Genomic DNA, 20974 nt, shown 5'->3' with positions numbered 1-20974 from the left:
CTCGCAGTCAAATGCGAACTGTCTACTATTTATCCAGGGGTGTATTTGCGCGGCGCGGAAGTTTGGGAAGCCAGTATCGTTTACCGCCTCTCATTTTTTCTGTTACCCAGCCAGTGAGTAGACATGCAGGAGCATCCAAACTACCAGGACATCCTTTTGGTCGGCGGCGGCCATAGCCATGCTATTGTGCTGCAAATGTGGGCCATGAACCCTCTGCCAGGCGCGCGTCTGACCCTGGTCTCTCCCCAAGTGCAAACCGCCTACTCCGGTATGTTGCCCGGAATGGTTGCAGGCCATTACTCCCTGGAAGACACTCATATAGATCTTGCCAGACTCTGCCGGGCCGCTGGTGCCCGCTTTATACAAGCCTGTGCACACGAAATTGACATCGATAATCGCACCGTATCCCTATTGGGTAGACCTCCCATAGAGTACGACCTGCTCTCTTTGGATGTCGGCGCGACTCCCGCCCGCGAGTTACCGGGCTCCGAATTGGCAATCCCGGTAAAACCTATCGGGCATTTCTACCGTTTCTGGCAAAAGCTGCAAAAACAGGTTGGTGAAAACACCTCACCTTTCCGCTTAGGAGTTGTCGGCGGCGGTGCCGGAGGTTGCGAGCTGTCGATGGCAATGGCTCACGCTTTACAAGGTGCCGTTAAGAAAAAGCAGGTAGAGGTTCACCTGATTCATGGTGCCGCAGCAATTCCCCAGGGCTATCCAGTCAGAGCACGCAAATTAGTCTCAAAGGAGATGCAAGAGCTAGGGGTTCAGTTACACCATAACTGGACCGTTAATGAAATTACCGAACAGGGTGTCGTTAATGAGAGCGGTGACTGCCTGCCCCTCGATCAGCTAATACTCACCACCAATGCCTGTGCTCCCCCCTGGCTGGCCAACTCGGGCCTGTCCCTCGATGACAAAGGCTTTGTGGTGGTGGATCAAACACTTCGCGCCCAGGGGCGGGAAGACGTTTTTGCAGCTGGTGATGTGGCCAGTTTCGCCCCAGAGCCTCTACCCAAGGCCGGAGTTTACGCCGTTCGCCAGGGGCCAGTTCTATTTCACAATCTGCGCGCCTCCCTGACCGAACGCCGCTTAAAACAATACCGGCCACAAAAAGATTTTCTCAGCCTGCTCTCCTGTGGTGGCAAGCGGGCTGTGGCAGTAAGAAATGGCTTCGCCGCTGCAAGCGGTCTGATGTGGCGATGGAAAGACTCTATCGACCGCACATTTATGCGACGCTTCAGTGAGCTGCCAATGGACATGGCTGATCACACTGCCAAAACCAAAGACATCGTCGACCAGCGCTCAGGCTCTTCTCTATCTCCTATGCGCTGTAATGGCTGTGGCGCAAAAGTTGGAGCCGACATCCTGCGCCGCACGCTGGCGACCCTTCCGGATCAGCATTCGGAATACCTGTTAAAGGGCGTCGGTGATGATGCCGCAGTTATGGATCTACCGGCTAATCATTTATTAGTGCAGAGCTCCGACCAATTGCGCGCACCTGTAGATGATCCCTGGATATTTGGTCGCCTGGCGGCCCTGCACGCCCTATCCGACCTATTTGCTATGAATGCTCGACCCGCCACCGCACAAATCCTTGCAACCCTGCCTACGGCTGCAGAGGAAATTACCCGGCGAGACCTACAGCAGTTGCTTGCGGGAGCCATCCACGAGCTGAACCGACACCACTGTGTCCTATCTGGCGGGCATACCGCCGAAGGTTCTGAAATGCTAATGGGCTTAACCGTCAATGGATTTTCCGAGCGGGAGCAACTCCTGGAAAAAACAGGTGCCCGCGGGGGAGACTGCTTGATCCTGAGCAAGCCATTGGGAGTAGGCACTATCCTGGCAGCAGAGGGCGCGGGAGAGGCTAAAGGCCTATGGTTGCAGCAGGCGCTGGAAACCATGTTGCATAGCAATGCCGACGCCGCAGAGATATTTGCCCGCCATAACGCCAATGCGCTGACGGATGTCACGGGCTTTGGGCTGCTGGGCCACCTATTGGAAATGCTCGGCCCTGAAGGGTTAAGCGCGACACTAATCGCTGAGAATCTACCGCTAATCTCCGGCGCCGCCACTTGTATCGAGCGCGGATGGCTATCCAGCCTGCAACCGCAAAATGCCAATGCCTACGCCTTTGTCGAAAACCCCCAGGAGTGGCAGCCATTGCCACAGTGGTCATTGATTACCGATCCACAGACTTGCGGGGGGCTCCTCGCTGCTGTTCCTATTGACCAAGCCGAAGCCTGCGTGGGCGCACTGCTAGAACGCGGTTACACCCAGGCGTCAATTATCGGTGTGGTAGCAGACTCACAGAATCCAGAAGTAAGCGTACACTTGCGCAAGTCTGCAGACTGGCGAGCGCTAATTTCACAGGACAACGAGACAGTACCAGGCCAGGTTTAAGGATTTTGCGAAACCGGAACAACAGTCGGTTATGAGCTTTGTATGATTTCTATTGAGAGAGGCCTTCACCGACTTTATTAACTTGTCATCTGTCTTTCAGCGCGACATACTGGCACTAGAAAAAACATCGGTGACATATTTCCCGATACCAAAAAAGGTCTTCACAGATTGGGGAGTCGGCTTTTAGCAATCGACAGGAAGACCCCTATGAAAAAGATCGTCATTATTGGCGGCGGTGCCAGCGGCCTGCATTTGGCTACGCGGCTCGGTCAATATTTTTCTTTTACCCCTTTCTTTAAGCGCCGCCGCAAGTCCCCCGCTGCACAAGTTACTCTGGTCGATCGAAATCGCACCCACCTCTGGAAACCACTGCTACACCAGGTTGCCTCCGGCGCATTGGATGCCAATATGGATGCACTGAATTATCAGGTGCACGCCCGCATTCACGGCTATGAATTTCAGTTGGGTAGCCTGCAATCTCTGGATCGTGAACGACAGGTAGTTGAGCTCGGACCCGTTAATGATGAAGACGGTAGCGAGTTAGTACCCGCGAGGGAATTGGAATACGATTATTTGGTGCTGTGTATCGGCGGGCATAGTAACGACTTTCATATTCCCGGCGTCAGGGAAAATTGTATTTTCCTGGATAGCAGTTATGAAGCACAAAAATTTCACCAAAACCTTCTCAACCGTTTCCTGCGTTTAGAAACCCGTGTTGACGATAAATTGCAAGTGGCGATCGTTGGTGGCGGGGCAACGGGTGTAGAACTCTCGGCAGAACTAGTGGATGCCGTAAAGTTGGTTGGCAATTATGGACGCATTCGTCCCAATGCGATGGAAATCACTCTAATAGAAGGAGGTGAGCACCTACTCCCCGCACTACCAAAACGAATTGGAAATAATGCTGAACGCGAGCTGGCCAAGATGGGGGTTAATATTCTTACCGGCCATCATATTTCAGCTGCAACAGAGAGCGGACTCACCACGTCTTGTGGCAAGGAAATTCCAGCCGCAATCCGAGTGTGGGCTGCCGGCGTCAAGGCTCCGAAATTTCTCACTCAACTGGATGGCCTCAGTACCAACCGACTCAATCAAATCGAAGTGGAAACTACCTTGCAGACCCAAACTGACGCAAAGATTTTTGCCATGGGGGACTGCGCCAGTTGCATTGACGGCAATCACCAGCGAGTGCCTCCGCGCGCCCAGGCAGCACAGCAAATGGCTACCCTGGTTGGCGACAATATTATTGCCCTATTTGAAGATAGACCTTTGCACCATTTTTATTATCGCGATCGAGGCTCTCTGGTATCCCTCAGTCAATACACTGCCGTTGGCAACCTGATGGGGGCGTTGGTTAAAGGCAGTCTTACCGTAGAAGGACGCCTTGCTGGCCTTGCCTATCGCTCACTCTACCGTATGCACTTGGCGGCAATCCACGGCTGGCCGAGAGCTATGCTGCTCTACCTAATCGGACAGGCGAACCGGTTTGTGAAGCCGAAGCTAAAGATGCACTAAAGTATCGATCCCATGGAGCTAAGGGGATATTAGACAGTTAGTGCAAAACTAACTAATAGCACTACCAATAAAACCCTGCACATGGAAGTGCCAGGGCGGTAACATTATGAGTCACACCAGCCCATCAATTAAGACCTCTGAGCTGGATGCGAGCTCCCCTGTAGATCCAGGCAAAGCCCTTGTGTGAAAATATAAAATGAAAAAACAGTATCAAAAAATCGTTGTACTTACCGGCGCAGGAATTTCAGCTGAATCTGGCATAGGTACTTTTCGCGGTGCCGATGGCCTGTGGGAAAACCATCGCCTGGAAGATGTCGCAACGCCAGAGGCATTTGATCGCAATCCGGCACTGGTACATAGATTTTACAATGAACGCCGCCAGCAGCTGCTATCTGCAGATATCCATCCCAACCCTGCCCATCTCGCCCTGGCCGAACTGGAACAGAAATTCCAAGGGGATTACTTACTGGTTACTCAAAATATTGACAACCTGCATGAGCGCGCGGGCAGTGACCAGCTAATTCATATGCATGGAGAGCTACTAAAAGCACGATGCAGCCGGAGCGGGAAACTATATCCCCTCAATTCGGATCTTTCGATAGCTGATACCTGTAGTTGCTGTCAGCAGGCGGGAAACCTTCGCCCCCATGTGGTCTGGTTTGGAGAAATGCCCCTGGAAATGGAAACTATCTATCAGGCGTTGTCCGATTGCGACCTATTTATCAGCATTGGCACATCTGGAAACGTCTACCCAGCAGCGGGATTTGTCGAATGTGCCAATCAGGCTGGAGCTCACACCATAGAGTTGAACCTGGAGCGCAGTAGTGTCGGCGATGCCTTCAAGGAACACCGCCACGGACTGGCGTCACAGGTAGTCGATACTTTTATAAAAGAAATTATTAATTAAGGTGACTCTGAAACTGCATTTTCTGTCTGCGAGGATTTCATCGGGCCATAGCGCTGTATCAAAGTGGTTACCCCCTCATTATCACGCACCAGGATATAGAGTCGGTCAAACTCACTGGCCTCTCGAATGGGTCGCCCTTTTTCACCGCCAAGCAATTCCGCCAGTTTTGGAGTGGTATTGCTGTGCCCAACCACTAAAATCCGATTTCCCGCCTGCTGCAAAGAGTTAGCAAATTCTTTTAAATCTCTGGGGTTATAAATTTCCACTTCAAGCCCCAGCTCTTTTGACAGAGGCTCAACCGTTTCCCGGGTGCGGTTGTAGTCAGTGCTATAGATAGCATCTATACCCACTCCCCCAAGAATATAGGCGAGTTGCCGAGCACGCTGCTGGCCCGCCTCAGTCAAATGAGGGTCGCGACCCACCCCGGGCCCTTTCTCTTTTTCTGCATGGCGTATTAAGTAAATAACCTGAGACTCAGAAGAGTCGGCTAAAACCCAATTTGAAGCCCCAACCAGAACAAAAAGTGTACAGAAAATAAACGACTTAAGTCTTGAAAGCACAGTATAAACTCCCAGGTAAATAACGGGGCAGACATATGCTGAATATAATAAGGTAAGTAAAGAGAGGATGCGGCGAAAATGCCAAATAATGCGATGAATTAAAATCGAACGATTTTTGAAAAAATATTTGATGCCGGATATCCGGCATCAAATTAGTGGTCATCCAGAATTAGATTTTCCACTCTTTTACGGTATCCAGGCCGTACTCATCAATCCACTGGCTCAGGGCCTTAGGATTACGCTTTTTCTTTTCAACAGTAGCGCCGGTATACGGGTTGCGATAGTGACCAGTTTCCAGCTTGGGCTCTGCTGCCTTTGCTGCCGGTGCTGCACGACGACCGCGACGGGGGCTGTCACCTTCCTTCTTGAGGTGACGGGCAACGCGAGCCTTCAGGGTTTGTACGTAGTCTGCAGGATCTTCATCACCCAGCTGTGCTACCAACCACTCAACGATTTGCTGGCCACGGGCAACGAAGAATTCCTCTTCATCCATGTGGTATTCAGCAGCAAGGTTTACCAGTGCTTTATCATAGGCAATTACGCCATCTTTCTTGCGTTCAGCCTGAGCCATTTGCTCTTGTAACTCTTCGATTCTTGCCTGATGTTCGGCGATTTGTTGTTCAAGTTGTTCGTATTCCTGAAACATTCAATAAACCTCAACGACGGTTATTAAAAAACACAGAGATATATCTGTGGCGCTGGGCGACACAGATTGTTATTTCGGATATACCGTGTAAAAAATCAACAAACATCATGGCTGGCCAATGGCAAGCAATTTAGTGATGTTTAGTCCGGCATATTATGAATTGCCTGATATACATGAGTAGATACCACTACACATCGTGTAGTTCTGGTGTTAGGTATATTCGGCAAATACATTATTAAAAACTAGCCGATTTCAGCTCGGTTCGGCAAACACTCCGAATCACTGATTATATTTTTCGACTGAGGTCGCGAATAATAATCTTTCACCGGCAAATATCAACCATTTGTGTCCCTACCTTTGAATATAATAGGAATAATTCAAAATAAGGGCTAAAAAGTGTAACAAAGGCGGCCATATCTGCAATCTTAAAAGGATATCCCTAGGGAGCGCAATTAGCTATATTGTAGCTGCAGTCGTCAATTGCAAATTAGTCGCTGTGTAACGGTAATCGAGCATATTGCCAAATACAATTGGATACCCAGATCATACTATGTCCACTCACAATAATATCCACCATATACCGACTTTGGCCGCTCTGATGACGCCATTTCCCTACCATATCGATATCAATGCCACGGTAGAGGATGCTCTGGCAATGATGGAGGAGCACAAAGTACGCCACCTGCCGGTAACACGTGCAGGCGACTTGGAGACAGTCATTTCCCGAGGGGATATCGAAAGAGCCAATGCACCGGGACACCGTTTAGAAGAGCAGCAACTTTATGTACATGACCTATGTGCCAGACGTCCCTTTATTGCAGATATCCACGACCCGTTAGATAAAATTCTCTTAGCTATGGCAGATACCAGTATTGGTTCGGTACTGGTTATGCGGGAAGGCGAGCTGGTTGGAATTGTAACTGTGACTGATATTTTGCGCTTTTGCAGCAGGTTTATGGCGGAGTTGGCCCAGCCGGTAGACGATTCTATTGCTTGAACTCACTGCGATTACAGGGGCCAAACCCAAAGCAACATGGGGATACTCACAACGAGTACCAACAATTCTAGTGGCAGCCCCATTTTCCAGTAATCACCAAATTCAAACCCTCCCGGCCCCAGAATTAGGGTGTTATTTTGGTGCCCAACCGGTGTTAGAAATGCGCAAGAGGCTCCAATTGCGACAGCCATCAGGAAGCTATCTGGATTCACCGCCAGCTGTTCTGCAGTACTCATGGCAATTGAACACATCACAGCCGCAGTGGCGACATTATTCATAAAATCAGACAGCGTCATGGTAACCACCAGGATCAGCCCCAGGGCCAAAACAGCGCTGCCCTGAGCCAGGACATCCAACAAAACCTGAGCGACCAAGTCTGCAGCTCCTGTTGACTCCATCACATCAGCAACAGCAATCAAAGTCCCCAATAGCACGACTACGGACCCGTCGATAGAGTCATAAACATTTCGCAACGGCACTATCTTCAACGCCATAAAAGCCAATACACAAGTGGCGAACGAGATTGCTGCCGGCAATAGGCCGAACGCTGCACCGGCGACACCAAGCACCATAGCCAATAGGGCAATAGCCGCCTTTTCCTTGTTGGGGATGCTAATATCCCTTGAGGCCAAAGGCACACAGCCCTTTTCCCTAGCAAAGCTGTTTAGGTTTTCATCGGCCCCCATCATTAACAGAGCATCACCGGCCAGTAATGGTGTTGAACGCAACCGGCGCACCGAGCGGCGCCCCTGGCGCGAGAGTGCTAGCAAGTGAATCTGGTATCTCGCTGCGAGGCGTGAAAACCTCATAGGGCGTCCCACTAAGGGGGAATCAGGCATGACAACCAACTCCCGCAGCTGCATTTCGGTACGATCCGCCAGTGCTTTTATTGGGGTCTTATTCTGAGAATCACTCTCGGTGTTATTGCTACCCGATTGTCGAGCCTTACCCGATGAATCTGCCCCAAGGGCTCCCACTGTTTTCAAACTGAGATTGGACAAGCAGGTAGCAAGGCTCTCTGGCTCCGCCTCAATGACCAAAATGTCACCGCTATTTACTTTATGCCAGGGAGTCGCGGGAGAGACCCTGGCGTCATTGTGTACGACACCCACAACTTGGGCATCTTCTGTTCCCAGCATCTTGGAAATTTCACGTAGATTCTTACCGGCAGCTACACTTTTTTCCTCAACAAGTGCTTCTGTTAAATATGTGCCAGTTTCAAAGGAGGAGGCCCCCGTTCGGTTGCGTGTAGGCACCAAGCGCCACCCAACAAATGCAATAAACAAAACTCCGGCTATCGCAACTGCCAGACCCACCGGGGTGAAATCAAACATACCGTAGCTACCGGCGCCAGAATCCGCCCGAAAACCGGAAACGACCAAGTTTGGCGGTGTACCTATCAGTGTGGTCATTCCCCCCAGAATCGTTGCAAAAGACAGGGGCATTAAAACCCTCCCCAGTGCCACTTTCTGTTTCTCGGCCATATCCACAGCCACGGGCATTAATAAAGCCAACGCGCCGACATTATTCATAAAGCTCGATAAAAACGCGCCGAGCCCAATGAGTAACAATATGGATACTGAGATACTCCCGCTTTTGCGGACAACTCGTTGTGCAAGTGCATCCATTGCGCCGGTATTTTGTAAGCCGCGACTCAGGATTAACACACAAGCTACAGTCACGACCGCTGGATGGCCAAAACCAATAAAAGCATTTTCCGGGGGAATCAGACCGGTAAAGACACAAGTCAATAAGGCTGCTATAGCAACCATATCGTGGCGCCACCGCCCCCATATAAACAGGGTTATAGTGACACTTAAAATAATCAGGATTAGTAACTGGTCAACAGTCATGGAGAAAGATATCCCTGAATATAAAAGCTGCTCAGATTTCTGTTCAGCTATCTATTCAGGGTATACCCGGGAAACTACATGGAGCGCACTTCTACGCCATAACCCCAGCTACATTAGGGGTACAAAATTCAGGAGAAAGTAACTGCCCGCTCTTCCAATGGATAAAACTGAGTACCTACTTTAATACAAACTCTGGCAGTACTGCAGGAGAACCAACCTCTATATCCAGTGACCTGAATATTTCTATAGGTGCCAACCATCGCCTGGCGCAAGCGTTGAGCCCAAGGTCTTAACTTTTCTCCATCGTAGCCGGAACCACAGGCACAAACATGTAAATTAACGAAATTAGCAGGAAGCCCCTCTTTAACCAAGGTATCTGCTAGCTGTCGAGGCGTGTAGGTTTTCCACTCTCCTCCTTGCCAGTTAGGCATGCCGTTTACATATACTTTTTTCTGCTTGTTGTTACTCGTGGAGCGCTCAGCACCAATAAATTGTCCATCCCCGGCACCCGTGCCATGGGTTACGATGTAAAGGGTATCGGCAGGGTTCAGCTTACTCAAACACTGGTTCACCCACCGATACATGGCTTTTCCAAAACCGGAGGTTACTTTATTGGCCAGGATTTGATTCACCGGTATGCCCCAGGCTTTCGCCAACCCCTCCGCATATTCCTGCATTTCATCACTATTTATCGGGATATAGATATATTTTTTAGCCACGTTTTTATCCTCTATACATGCAGGAGCAACCCGCCCATTATGTAATCCAAATGCTTCCAGGATTTTTAAATCAGCTGCAATAATTCAGGGAAGCTAAGATTTACCTTCTGTGACCTGGAATCGCATTAGGTTCAAAAAGTAAATGTAAACACTGAGCTATCGAGCAATAAATTAAAAATGTATTCTCTCATACTGAGCATTAATTTCCGGTGTAAATATCAAACTGTCATCTAACGCTAAGCACATCATATATTGCATATACAAGTAGCTTCTTCAGTTGCCATAGGCCTGGAAAGAAAATGGAGATACAATCAAATACCACCTATTTCCTAAATAAGCAGGAGTGCTACCTTGCGGACCGATACTGCAAATTACACGGACATCTTCCTGAATGATATTCCGCTGATGGACGTACGCGCCCCAGTTGAGTTTGTTCGCGGCGCTTTCCCTTCCGCAAGAAATCACCCCCTGCTTGACAATCACCAACGTGAACTGATCGGGACTGAGTACAAGAACAAAGGCCAGCAAGCAGCAATTGACCTTGGCTGGCGTTTAGCAACAGATGAAGTGCGAAGCTTATGTCTTTCACAATGGAGCGCATTTATACGTAAACAACCCCAAGGTTACCTCTACTGTTTCCGAGGCGGTTTACGCTCCCGAATGACACAAAAACTGCTGCGCTCGAATAATATTGAATACCCGATAGTAGAGGGTGGCTATAAAGCCATGCGGCAGTTCCTGTTAAACGAGCTGGAAAAGCATTGTACCCAACTGCCTTTTATCGTTGTTGCTGGTCACACCGGCAGTGGCAAAACGGAATTAATCCAGGCTGCGCGGCGGTATATCGACCTTGAGGGGATCGCAAAACATCGAGGTTCTAGCTTTGGCCGCACCAGTAGTAGCCAACCTTCACAAGTCGATTTTGAAAATCAGATCAGTATCGACCTGCTGAAGCTTTCCCAGCAGACAGGTGCTATTGCTATTGAAGATGAAAGCCGTCTAATTGGACGATGCGCACTTCCTCCAGTATTGCAAACCGCCATGAAGGCCGCTCCCCGGGTTCTTGTCGAGGAGCCATTGGAAACACGGGCACAGCGCATTGTGCAAAATTATGTTCACGAGGGCTTAGAGCGCTTTAAAAGCAGAGAAAAATCAGCAGCTGAATCTTTGGGGGAAGAATTACATCTCAATCTCAATAAAATCAGTAAACGCCTGGGAGGGCTGCGCTACAAGCAGCTCAACGAAGCCTTAGCTTCAGCTAACCAAGAATTACTGAGAACGAATAATAGTGATGTGTACATCCCTATCGTGGTGTCACTGTTGCGGGAATACTATGACGGCAGCTACGACCATCTTATGAAGAAATCGGAACAGAAAGTTCTGTATCGAGGCAACTACAACGAAGTACAACAGTGGTTGAAGGAGTCCAACCACTCACTGCAAAAACCAGAATAACAATTCTCAGCTTTTGTGAGCGAGGCGATTTAATTTAAATCTCCGCATTAAAAACCAGTCCCTAAAACTGCGCGGCAGCCAGCGGGCCATCCAGGGCAACAGGCTGCTGCGGTTGCCAATACGCACCAAAGGACGAGCGCGTTTTCGCAGCAGCTCACGCACCAATTTTTTAGCCAGCGTGCTTGCCAATGTAGCATTCTGTTGGGACTCCTGGGCTCGGGCCCTAACCGCCTCTTCCTGACGTTTATACAGGGAGTCCGGCGGCAAAAGACCGCGCAGGGATGTCTCAGCGTGGCGACCAAATTCCGATGCGATCGCACCGGGTTGCACCGTCATTACCCGAATGCCAAAGGGTTTTAGTTCAAGTCGCAAAACATCAGAAATGGAGTGTAGGGCCGCTTTAGAAGCACAATAGGCACCGGAGAAAGGTGTAGGCATTACCCCGGAAACCGAGCCGATATTACACACAATTCCGCCCTGCTCCGAACGCATTAAAGGTACACAGGCTCTAATCAAAGCGAGAGGGGCAAATACATTGGTTCGGAACTGCTTTTCCAGTGCTCGCGTGTCCAGTTCCAGCAGCGGCCCCATCTGACCGTAACCGGCGTTATTGACCAAAATATCGAGCCGCCCGTATGCCGCTTTTACTGCGTGAACCACTCGATTGATATCCGCCTGGGAATTCACATCCAAGGCCTCTGTGGCAATTCCCAGGTCCGCCAGCTCTTGTAAACTTTCCGGGCGGCGCGCCGTGGCAATCACTATGGTTCCCCGGCGATGTAGCGCCAAAGCCAGCTCCCGCCCAATACCGCTTGAGCAGCCGGTAATTAAAGCCACTCGATCCGGAACCACATAACCCCGCCCAATTTGCGCAAGGCTTTCCGCAGCAAAACTTCGATTGGGGGAACGAAATCTGGAAATGGGCGGCTTATCCACAGGAACTGCTCCGTTTAATGGTCCTATCTCTCAATGGGCGTTTGCAGGTACTCAATCAATCCGAAAACATTGCCATAGGGGTCGAGAAAGCTCGCCATCAGCACACGTCCAGAAACTTCCTCTATATCCGTGTGCTGCCGCACCCCCATAGTACCGAGTCGCTCAATCTGCGCGGCCAAATCCAAAACCTGCCAGTAAGCAACTACACCATCGGCCCGGCTGATCGCACTGCGCGCATCGGCATTTAATCCGAGCTCGCAATCACCAATACTAAATGCCGCATAGCTATCGCTTTCATAGCTGGGTTTCTGTTCGAGTACCTGCGTATACCAAGCCACAGCCTCGGTAATGTTGGCAACTCCGTAGACTGTTTTGCGCAAGCCAAGAATCTGCCCCATTTGAGACACCCCGTTGAGTAATTTTTATCCACTGGGTGGGGCACTATGGCGCAGTTTATTGCAGCTCTTGCTCCAACTGCTCCAGTAGGTCCAGGGGCTCCACCTCAACCCCTTCCAGTTCGGCGTTCCAGTTTATCCCCACCAATAAGACATCTTCATGCATGCCGGTGAGCCAGTCATCCATAAATTCTTCCAGGTCAATTGCCACTGCCTCATAGTCAGCCCAGTCTCCTTCGCAGTGGTCTTGTGCAAATTCTCTTTGCGACCAAAAGGGCATAACCTCGGTATCGGCCCGCTTTTCAGACTCACAAAGTGCAAAGCCCTCCTCACCCTGCAGGGCCCAGACGCAGCCCTGGCCTACAGCTTCAGGCAAAAAGCGCGCGCAATTATCTTCAAAATTATCGGTTAGGGTTTCGCTTTGCATAACAACTTCGCTTAAACGGTTTTACCGCAGTTTACGTTAGTTTTCCCGGTCTCAATAGGCCCTAAATTCTGTCGAATACTGCCATCGACTCAACATGATCGGTATGGGGAAACATATCCATGACACCCGCCTTACTCAAGCGGTACCCCAACTTCACCAATTCACCGGCATCCCGGGCCAGGGTGGCCGGGTTACAGGAGACGTAGACGATCCTGCTGGCAGAAAATCGCGCCAATCCGCGCACAGCCTCCAGAGCGCCGTCCCTCGGTGGGTCCAACAGGATTTTATCGAAACCTGCTTCAGCCCAAGGCGCACCTGCCATTTTTTCGTTTAGGTCGGCAGAATAAAAGTGCACATTGTGTAATTGGTTCAAAGCGGCATTATCTTCGCCCCGTTGAGTTAAAGCACCGACACCTTCGACTCCGATCACTTCCGCTGCACGACGCGCCAATGGCAGGGTAAAATTCCCCAGCCCACAAAATAAATCCAATACGCGCTCAGAGGGTTGCGGATCGAGCAACTCAACGGCTCGACTCACCATCTGCCGATTTATCGCAAAATTAACCTGCACAAAATCCTGCGGTTTAAATCTCAGCGTCAGGTCAAATTCCGGCAACTGATAACTTAGATAAGCGGCCCCTTCTATCGGCCAGATTCTCTCCAGTGAAGCATCACTGCCACCTTGTATATACAGGTGTATACCAGTGCTTTTAGCAAATGCTAACCAGAGCGCCAAGTCCTTATCTGACAGGGGCTTTAAATGGCGGAGCACCAGAGCTGTCACATCATCTCCAACCGCCACTTCCAGATGAGAAAAGTTTGCCCGGCCTTCACTTTCACCAACAAGTTTTTTAAGCGACCCTAAATGTTCGGCAATTTTTGTATGCAGTACCGGGCACTCATCAATATCTACCAAATCATTGCTGTGCTTTTTTCGAAAACCAAAAAGCAGCTCACCACCCTGGGACTTTTTTAATTTGCGAATGCCGATACGGGCCTTGCGCCGATAACCATAGGGATCAGCGGTTAACGGCGGCAGTATTTCTTCGGGTTCAATTCCACCGAAGCGCGACAACTGATCCAAAAGAATTTTTTGCTTTTCAATAATTTGTGCCGATGGCTCCAGGTGCTGTACCGAACAGCCTCCGCATGAATCCACATAGGCGCACTGCGGTGCGCACCGATCCGTTGAAGGCGATATGACGTCCTCAACAATTCCCTCATCAAAGCGGCCGCGCCGTGCGGTATAGAGGAATTTAACCTGCTCTCCCGGTAAGGCACTATCAATAAACACCGTCTTGCCACCTACCCGGGCAATACCGCGCATATCGTGACTAAATTTTTCTATTGTCGCTTCAGCGCGGCTCGGCAAGTTTTTTTTAACCGGCTTGCGGCCAGTAATAAAACGGGGCTTCTTACTCATAATTAATTGGGAGAATTCAGTACAACTAAAGAATAGAAAAAAGTTACAGGGTCAGGCGGTGACCGTTATCACGCAACCAGCGGCGCAATTCTTTAAATCTGGGGCACACACTTTGGACTAAATCCCAAAAAGCGCGGCTGTGGTTATGGTGTTGCAAATGGCAGACCTCATGGGCCACCAGGTAATCCACCACCGGCTCAGGAGCGAGACAAACAAGCCAGTTAAACTGCAGCTCACCGCGAATACTACAGTGACCCCACTTGCTTTTGGTACGACGAACTTTTACTGATGAAATACTTAACCCCAGCTGCTCGGCCAACACATGGGATTTTTGCGTTAACAATGCCAATGCTTCCCGCTGGTAAAGGCGTTGTAAAGCAGTTTGCAGCTGCGTGTCATCGGGCTGGAGATAGCGGGTATAAAGCCCGATAGCACCATCGCCAATACCGGCACTTTTACTGCTTGTCGCACGCTGTAAGGGAAGCTGCTGTCCCAGCCAGGGAAAACTCTCACCAAAAGCGTACTGATATTGCGGCACCTGCGCAGCGCGCCGGTCGGCTGCGAGTAACTGCGCTCTCACCCACTGGATATTTTCCTGCAGGAATTCATGCCCATAACGGGCTGCACAACGCTGTGGGATTCGCACTTCCACACCACCGGAAGACAGTACCAGTCCCAGACGCTTGCGCCGGTTCGAACGCACCAAGCGATAGGGAATATCTTCAAAAATAAAATCCTGGGCCTGTTTCAAGCGGGATCTCCACTCGCAACCCAGGAGCTAATACTAGGCACCATGAGCTACAACAGCCATGGTAATGCGAGAAATACAACTGAGTTTACCATTGGGCGCATAGATCAGAATTTCCCACACCTGGCTGCTGCGCCCAATATGCACGGGTTTCGCACGACCGCGAACCTCTCCCTCAGGGACAGGGCGCAGGTGATTGGCGTTAACCTCCTGACCGACACAATAAAATTTATCGGTATCCACTAATAGGTTGGCACCTATGGAACCCAGCGTCTCCGACAATACGACATTGGCACCACCATGCAAAATACCGAAGGGCTGGCGAGTGCGATGGTCTACGGGCAAGGTCCCTTCCAGGTAATCATCGCCAATTTCCGTAATTTCCATTCCCAGGTAGCCGGGCATGCATTGGGATATTCCCTGGTTCAGTTCTTCCAGTGAAGGATCTAAATGCCAAATTGCCATTACAATAAATCTCTTGTGCGTGTGATACCGGGGCATTAACCCGGACTTCTTTACTTCAATCTAGGACCAATAAATTTTTTACTTACCAATAAAATAATCTGGCAGAAAAAAATCCGGGGGGATAATAGCCGGGCGTTAAATGAGTGGGGCCAAACAAGCCATAACGAAACAACTCCATATCCAACATCCGCAGCTCCCAGCGAAGGCGGCTGCGCTGCAAGTACAATGCCTGGGCCTGGGCTTCACTATCAGTGTTCCGATAGGCGTAATGCAGGGAGAGCAACTCGCGCTCTAAATTATCCCGGCGCCACAAAAGGCGCTGGTAATGCTGCTCTATGCGGTATTCGGCGAGACCGCGCTCGTAATTCTGTAAAAACAAATCAGCAGTAGGGCCAGTGCAAACTCCTTGGTAATTACGTCCCCTACGCCCCTGGTGATAGCCATTTTCCGCAGTGCAGTAAGTCTCTATACCCTCTTCATGGCCCTGCAGCCATGCATCGCTATCCACATGCATGTCGTAGCTGTCACACTCTTGGGCAATATCGTACACCAGCGACTGTGAGCGACCGCGAGCGCCGTCTTGCAGGCCCCGCTCATACCAGAGCCCCGCGCGGCACTCCTCTTCGGAAATTACTGCGCAGCCGCTTAACCCCAGCACCAGCAAAACGAGAAAAAGACGTATTTTTCCTGCAAACATAAAATGGGACTCCCGGCGCTGTACTTCCCGCCTGTTATTGGAATCCAGGTATCACTTAACCAAAGCGCTTGTCGGCGACAAAAGGATTGGTTTGGCGCTCCTGGCCAAAAGTGGACATGGGGCCATGCCCCGGTACAAATTGAACCTCATCACCCAGCGGCCATAGGCGCTCTTTGATAGAGCGAATTAGGGTATCGTGATCTCCCTGGGGGAAGTCCGTACGTCCGATCGAACCGGCAAACAAAACATCTCCCACCAGAGCCAACTGGCTGGGGCGGTGGAAGAAAATCACATGGCCGGGGGTATGGCCCGGGCAGTGGTGCACCTCCAGTTCCTGATCCCCTACAGTAACCGTATCTCCCTGCTCCAACCAGCGGTCTGGAGTAAATACTTCGACAGCGGGGAAACCAAACATCTGCGCCTGCATGGGCAACTGCTGAATCCAGAAATCATCGCCTTTATGCGGCCCTTCTATCGGCAGCTGGAGCTGCTTGGACAACGCCGCAGTGCCGCCTACATGGTCCAGGTGGCCGTGGGTCAGCAAGATTTTCTCCAGCTTGAGACCGCGCTCCTCCACCGCCGCCAGAATCTTATCGAGATCGCCACCGGGGTCGACAACAGCCGCGCACTTACTGTCTTCACACCACAGCAGCGAGCAGTTTTGCTGGAAAGGAGTAACCGGAACCAGGTGATATTGCAGCGACATAAGAAAGCGGCCCTTCATCTTTTACAGGAGACTGTTGAGGTAATTGGGGATTATACCGCGAGAGCCTGCTGAGAGGGTTGTGGGTGCCGATGAGCGGGCTTATTCACCGTCTTGAGCAGGGAGCGCACATCCTCTATCAGCTGCTCAACAACTATCGGGTTCCGCCAGTAATCCTCAGGGGGCGAGGGAAAAGCCACTGAACTCAAAGCGCCGTGATCACTCAGCGAACAAGTCTCATAATCACGGCACACCGCCTGGTTATAGGAGGGGCTCAGGGGTTTGAGGGGCCAGCCAAACAGGTCATTGGGGTGATAAAAATTCTTCCAGCGAAAATTGTATCCCCGGGTATTGGAGGTGACCGCCTGAATTTGCTCCCGGGGTCGATCGGAACACCACAGGGGCATTGTCGGCCCCAGGGTGTACCAATGGCTCAGGGTCTTGAGGCGCAAAAACCTCTCACGCGCCGACCCTTTGTGTACCCCTGCCGGACCACCATCACGCCAAACACCGCAACTGACATTGGGGCGTTGGGCATCCCAGAGGTAATTAGATAGGTTGATACAACCCACCGAATGGCTGATCAATATCACCGGGGCCCGCTCATCAACTTGATCAGCGGCCTTGGCCAGCGCCGCATAGATCTCGCGCTGGGTCTTTTCGTAGTTGCTATCCCGGCGATCCACATTGCCGGACTGCGCCGCCGTCTGCGACATTCCCAGGAGTAAATATTTTCGTGCACGCAGGAAGTCCAGCTCGCGCTTCTGCATACTCTCAAAGGTGCGTTCGATATTGCTCTGGAAGTGCTCCAGGCCGGGTAATTCAGCGCAGTAGAGACGCGACCACTCCTCCCCAAGCTCGGTTTCCAATGCCGAAAACAGTGGCTTTGCAAACGTGTTATCCACAGCCCCCATACCCGCAGCAGCAAGGATTACGATATCCGCCATGGCTTCCTCTTCTTATTATTCTATCGGCGCCTTCGCAGCGCTCGGCTTTTTTAAATGAATGAACATTGATGAAAACCCGCACAAGGGGCATTCTCACTGCCAAAGAAAAATCGAAAAAATACTGAAAATGGCGCGAGGGGAAGCTGCACAGTCATGCATCCCTTTACGAGCCGGTGTGGATACATCACAGTAAATATGAACTAACGTACCCACTAGTGAGCCGCAGAAACTGCATTGCGACGGGTTGAGATGACCGATTTAACCCGAATAGTAATATACTGCCCAAAGCTAAACCGGCGCCACTCCAATTTGCCACCCAAGAGGCGGAATCACCAGAAAGCTGGCCTATTACAGTGCTGTAACAATACCCGGGTCCTGGTGCATAATAGTGGCTGTACAAAAATCAAACATTTATAACAATCCCTCCCGCAGCGATGCTTTTAACTTCCAAATACAGCCTGCCGGATTGCCCCGAGCACGCCCTATCGCGCCCGCGCCTGCTGTCGGTTCTGAACCAATGCCACAGCGATCAACTGCTGTTGGTGACGGCTCCTGCGGGATACGGCAAGACCACGCTGGTTACCTCCTGGGCCTCACAGCAGGACAACCCGGTCGCCTGGTATACGCTGGATGCCAGTGATAATGAACCGAGTCAATTTTGCCGCTACCTGGTGGAAAGTGTGCACAGGGCGACCGGCAATGGTGTCCCCCAGACTCACCAGTTGTTGTCCGCGCCCCAGCGCCCGGACCCCTCAACCCTGGTGAGCCACCTGCTGTCGGAACTGCGGGGCCTGCCCAGCGAACTGCGCATCGTGCTGGATGACTACCACCAGATCGACAACCAGCAGGTGCATGACACTACCCGCTTTTTGTTGCGCCACGCCCCCGCCGGTGTCGGTATTGTTCTCACCAGTCGCAGCCAACCGCCCCTGGGTCTGGCCACCCTGCGAGTTCAAGGGCGATTACTGGAATTGGGCAGTAATGAGCTGGCCCTCAACATTGAGGAAATCGCCACCCTGCTCAAGCAGCGCCTACCGTTTAATCTCGACGGCGACCGCGCAGCCCAACTGCATCACCTCAGTGAGGGCTGGCCCCCCGCCGTACAGCTATTTACTTTATCTGTGCGCGACAGCAACGAAGTGGATCGCTATCTGGCAGAACTGGAGCAGGGCCACAGTCATATTCTCGACTACCTGGCTGAGGAAGTGCTGGAACGGCTGGAGCCCCAACTGCGCCAGCTCCTCTCCTGCACATCCATCCTCACCCGGGTTAACGCCCAGCTGGCGGAGCGCCTTACCGGTCGGCAAGATGGTCAACAGTTGCTGGAAGAAGCCGCGCGCCGCGGGTTATTCCTGCAGGCGCAGGATTCAAGTCGCCAGTGGTTCCGCTTCCACCCAGTCTTCGCCCGCTTCCTGCAGCGGCAAATCAATGACCGCAAACACTTGCTGCAACTGCACAGCACTGCCTGTGATACCTGGCAAGAATTAGACCAGCCAGTGGAGGCCCTGCGCCACGCTCTGGCCGGGGGCGACCGCGAGCGGTTAAAGCAACTGCTCAACGATCGGGGGGAACAGCTTCTGCGCGCGGGGCAATCGCGCCTGCTGCGGGACTGCCTCGACTGGCTCGGTGACGAAGCCCTGCAACACAGCGCCCGCTTTACCCTCCTGTCCGCCAAAATGGCGCGGGAGAATTTTGAATACGACCTGTGCGAGAAAAACCTGGCGGCCTCCGAAAGCTGGCTGCAGCGGGAGGACCCGGCACAGTGGCGCGACTTTGAGGGCGCCTTTGCCACCATGCGCGCCCAGGTGGCCATTGCCCGAGGGCAGACACTGCAAGCCAAGGAGTATGCCGAAGAAGCTTTGGCCCTACTCCGCGCAGACCAGCTAGGCGAAAGAATCTCCGCTCTGCTGGTCACCGGTGAGACCAGCTTCTGCCTGGGTGCCTTGCAAGAGGCCAACCGCTATATGCAGGAAGTTGAAGCCCTGGCGATCGCCGAACGGGATATCCCCAGCGCCGCCTGGGCCATCTGCCAACAGACAGAGATCGCCTTTGCCCAGGGCCTGCTGAAGAAAGCGTCCACGCTGCAGGAGAAGGTGCAGACCCTGGTGCAGAAAAATCACCTGTCCACACTGCCCATCTCGGAATTTGTGTGCCGGCTGCGCGGCCAGCTGCAATGGGAGTCCGGCGATCTGGAAGGTGCCGAGCAATCCGCTCGCCGAGGTATGCAAATCAACCGCCGGGTCGGCGAGCACTGGCTGCTGCCGGAGTACACCCTGCTGTTAAAAATCGCCCAGGCCCGAGGAGAGAAAGAGGAGTCCCTGGAGTGGCTGGAGCGTATCGAGCGCCTGCTCACTGACGGACGCTACCACCGAGACTGGATCGCCAACGCCGATGCCACCCGCATCCGCACCTGGCGCGCCCTGGGCAATCAGCAGGCCATCGCAAGCTGGTTGGAACAGGCTACTCCCGTCGCCGACAGGCCCAGCAATCACTTTGAACAGTGCCACGGGCGCAACCATGTGCGCGCGATGATTGAGCTGCACCACTGGTCCGATGCCAATCGCCTGTTGAGCCGCCTGAAGCAAGTCGCCAACGAGTGCGGCCTGGAAACAGATCGCCTGCGTAACCGGGTGCTGGAATCTCACCTGCTGTGGCTGCGCGAGCAATACCCCCAGTCTGTAGAGGCTATTAGTGAAGCCCTGCTTCTCTCCCACGAACGGGATTTTCGCGCCAGCTTCCTGCAGATCGGCAAACCTTTAATCGTTATCCTGAAAGCCGCCCTGGAAAATGGCCTGGGAGAGGCGGAGTCCAGCAAAGCCCAACAACTGATCAAAGCAGCACAACAGCAGCCAGAGCTGGACGGTGGTATTCGCATCGAACTGGATGACACCATTATCCGCGAGATACTGGCCAGCGATGCCGTGCCGGACTTCCTGCGCCACTCCCCCCTCACCCCAAGGGAATGGCAGGTACTCAATGCGATTCATTCGGGGCTGTCGAACGAGAAAATCGCCCGTCACTTTAAGGTGGCGCCGAGCACCATCAAGACCCATATTCGCAGCCTCTACCAAAAGCTGGACGTCAAGGATCGCCAGGAGGCCATCGCCCTGGCCGAGCAAATGCTTCGCTCGGTCCAGGACAAGCCTTAAACAGTCCTGCTCCAGCGGCACAGGGA

General features: G+C 52.0%; 19 protein-coding genes. 6 read left to right on the top strand and 13 right to left on the bottom strand.

Features of this window, described 5'->3' with window-relative positions; translation table 11 throughout:
- Positions 1–123 precede the first annotated feature (123 nt).
- From ACJJI5_RS04090 to cobB, 3 genes are all read left to right on the top strand, one after another.
- Entirely contained in the window at positions 124–2406 is a 2283-nt protein-coding gene (locus ACJJI5_RS04090) for a slr1591 family oxidoreductase (RefSeq protein ID WP_445355582.1), read from the top strand.
- A gap of 207 nt (positions 2407–2613) precedes the next feature.
- Positions 2614–3921, top strand: coding sequence for an NAD(P)/FAD-dependent oxidoreductase (locus ACJJI5_RS04085; RefSeq protein WP_445355581.1), 1308 nt, complete (start codon positions 2614–2616; stop codon positions 3919–3921).
- 196 nt (positions 3922–4117) lie between these two features.
- A complete protein-coding gene (gene cobB, locus ACJJI5_RS04080; RefSeq protein ID WP_444926017.1) occupies positions 4118–4828 on the top strand; it encodes a Sir2 family NAD+-dependent deacetylase in 711 nt (236 codons plus the stop codon).
- Here cobB and ACJJI5_RS04075 read toward each other — a convergent pair.
- Positions 4825–5388: a SixA phosphatase family protein gene (locus tag ACJJI5_RS04075; RefSeq protein ID WP_413663452.1), complete on the bottom strand. Its 564-nt coding sequence runs from the start codon at positions 5386–5388 to the stop codon at positions 4825–4827. The genes cobB and ACJJI5_RS04075 overlap by 4 nt on opposite strands.
- Before the next feature lie 169 nt (positions 5389–5557).
- The gene (locus ACJJI5_RS04070) at positions 5558–6034 is read right to left on the bottom strand and encodes a DNA binding protein (protein ID WP_282931121.1); all 477 of its coding nucleotides are present in this window, start codon (positions 6032–6034) and stop codon (positions 5558–5560) included.
- A 550-nt stretch (positions 6035–6584) separates the two neighbouring features.
- Between ACJJI5_RS04070 and ACJJI5_RS04065 the strand changes: the two genes are divergently transcribed.
- Positions 6585–7031: a CBS domain-containing protein gene (locus tag ACJJI5_RS04065; protein WP_444911605.1), complete on the top strand. Its 447-nt coding sequence runs from the start codon at positions 6585–6587 to the stop codon at positions 7029–7031.
- 11 nt (positions 7032–7042) lie between these two features.
- Here ACJJI5_RS04065 and ACJJI5_RS04060 read toward each other — a convergent pair whose 3' ends face one another.
- Together ACJJI5_RS04060 and ACJJI5_RS04055 are read right to left on the bottom strand one after the other, a co-directional pair.
- Positions 7043–8884, bottom strand: coding sequence for an SLC13 family permease (locus tag ACJJI5_RS04060; RefSeq protein WP_445355580.1), 1842 nt, complete (start codon positions 8882–8884; stop codon positions 7043–7045).
- A 128-nt stretch (positions 8885–9012) separates the two neighbouring features.
- Positions 9013–9603 (bottom strand): hypothetical protein, encoded by a 591-nt coding sequence (locus ACJJI5_RS04055; protein ID WP_413663455.1) that lies wholly within the window; start codon positions 9601–9603, stop codon positions 9013–9015.
- A 351-nt stretch (positions 9604–9954) separates the two neighbouring features.
- On the opposite strand from ACJJI5_RS04055, the gene mnmH reads away from it, so the two are divergent.
- A complete protein-coding gene (gene mnmH, locus ACJJI5_RS04050; RefSeq protein ID WP_444926020.1) occupies positions 9955–11058 on the top strand; it encodes a tRNA 2-selenouridine(34) synthase MnmH in 1104 nt (367 codons plus the stop codon).
- A gap of 6 nt (positions 11059–11064) precedes the next feature.
- On the opposite strand, the gene ACJJI5_RS04045 is transcribed toward mnmH, so the two are convergent.
- The 9 genes from ACJJI5_RS04045 to ACJJI5_RS04005 form a co-directional block, all read right to left on the bottom strand.
- Entirely contained in the window at positions 11065–11994 is a 930-nt protein-coding gene (locus tag ACJJI5_RS04045) for an SDR family oxidoreductase (protein WP_413663457.1), read from the bottom strand.
- A gap of 23 nt (positions 11995–12017) precedes the next feature.
- Complete coding sequence (locus ACJJI5_RS04040) at positions 12018–12392, bottom strand: VOC family protein (protein WP_108734658.1); 375 nt, start codon at positions 12390–12392, stop codon at positions 12018–12020.
- 55 nt (positions 12393–12447) lie between these two features.
- Positions 12448–12816, bottom strand: a complete 369-nt coding sequence (locus ACJJI5_RS04035; protein WP_108734659.1) for a DUF2750 domain-containing protein — start codon at positions 12814–12816, stop codon at positions 12448–12450.
- Between the two features lie 61 nt (positions 12817–12877).
- Entirely contained in the window at positions 12878–14239 is a 1362-nt protein-coding gene (gene rlmD, locus ACJJI5_RS04030; protein WP_444926021.1) for a 23S rRNA (uracil(1939)-C(5))-methyltransferase RlmD, read from the bottom strand.
- A 43-nt stretch (positions 14240–14282) separates the two neighbouring features.
- Positions 14283–14990 (bottom strand): M48 family metallopeptidase, encoded by a 708-nt coding sequence (locus ACJJI5_RS04025; RefSeq protein WP_445355579.1) that lies wholly within the window; start codon positions 14988–14990, stop codon positions 14283–14285.
- Between the two features lie 33 nt (positions 14991–15023).
- Positions 15024–15452 carry a hotdog fold thioesterase gene (locus ACJJI5_RS04020; protein WP_444892114.1) on the bottom strand — a complete coding sequence of 143 codons (429 nt, stop codon included), beginning with the start codon at positions 15450–15452 and terminating at the stop codon, positions 15024–15026.
- Between the two features lie 82 nt (positions 15453–15534).
- Positions 15535–16149 (bottom strand): DUF2799 domain-containing protein, encoded by a 615-nt coding sequence (locus tag ACJJI5_RS04015; protein ID WP_108734663.1) that lies wholly within the window; start codon positions 16147–16149, stop codon positions 15535–15537.
- 55 nt (positions 16150–16204) lie between these two features.
- On the bottom strand, positions 16205–16855 hold the full coding sequence (locus tag ACJJI5_RS04010) for an MBL fold metallo-hydrolase (protein ID WP_444926023.1): 651 nt from the start codon (positions 16853–16855) through the stop codon (positions 16205–16207).
- Positions 16856–16905: 50 nt separating this feature from the next.
- On the bottom strand, positions 16906–17799 hold the full coding sequence (locus tag ACJJI5_RS04005) for a hypothetical protein (protein WP_444926024.1): 894 nt from the start codon (positions 17797–17799) through the stop codon (positions 16906–16908).
- A gap of 434 nt (positions 17800–18233) precedes the next feature.
- Here ACJJI5_RS04005 and malT point away from each other — a divergent pair, with 434 nt between their 5' ends.
- Positions 18234–20948, top strand: coding sequence for an HTH-type transcriptional regulator MalT (gene malT / locus ACJJI5_RS04000; RefSeq protein WP_445355578.1), 2715 nt, complete (start codon positions 18234–18236; stop codon positions 20946–20948).
- Positions 20949–20974: the final 26 nt, after the last annotated feature.

This window comes from Microbulbifer maximicatervae (SeqCode) (assembly GCF_052467955.1).
This window is presented reverse-complemented; position numbering and strand designations above follow the sequence as displayed.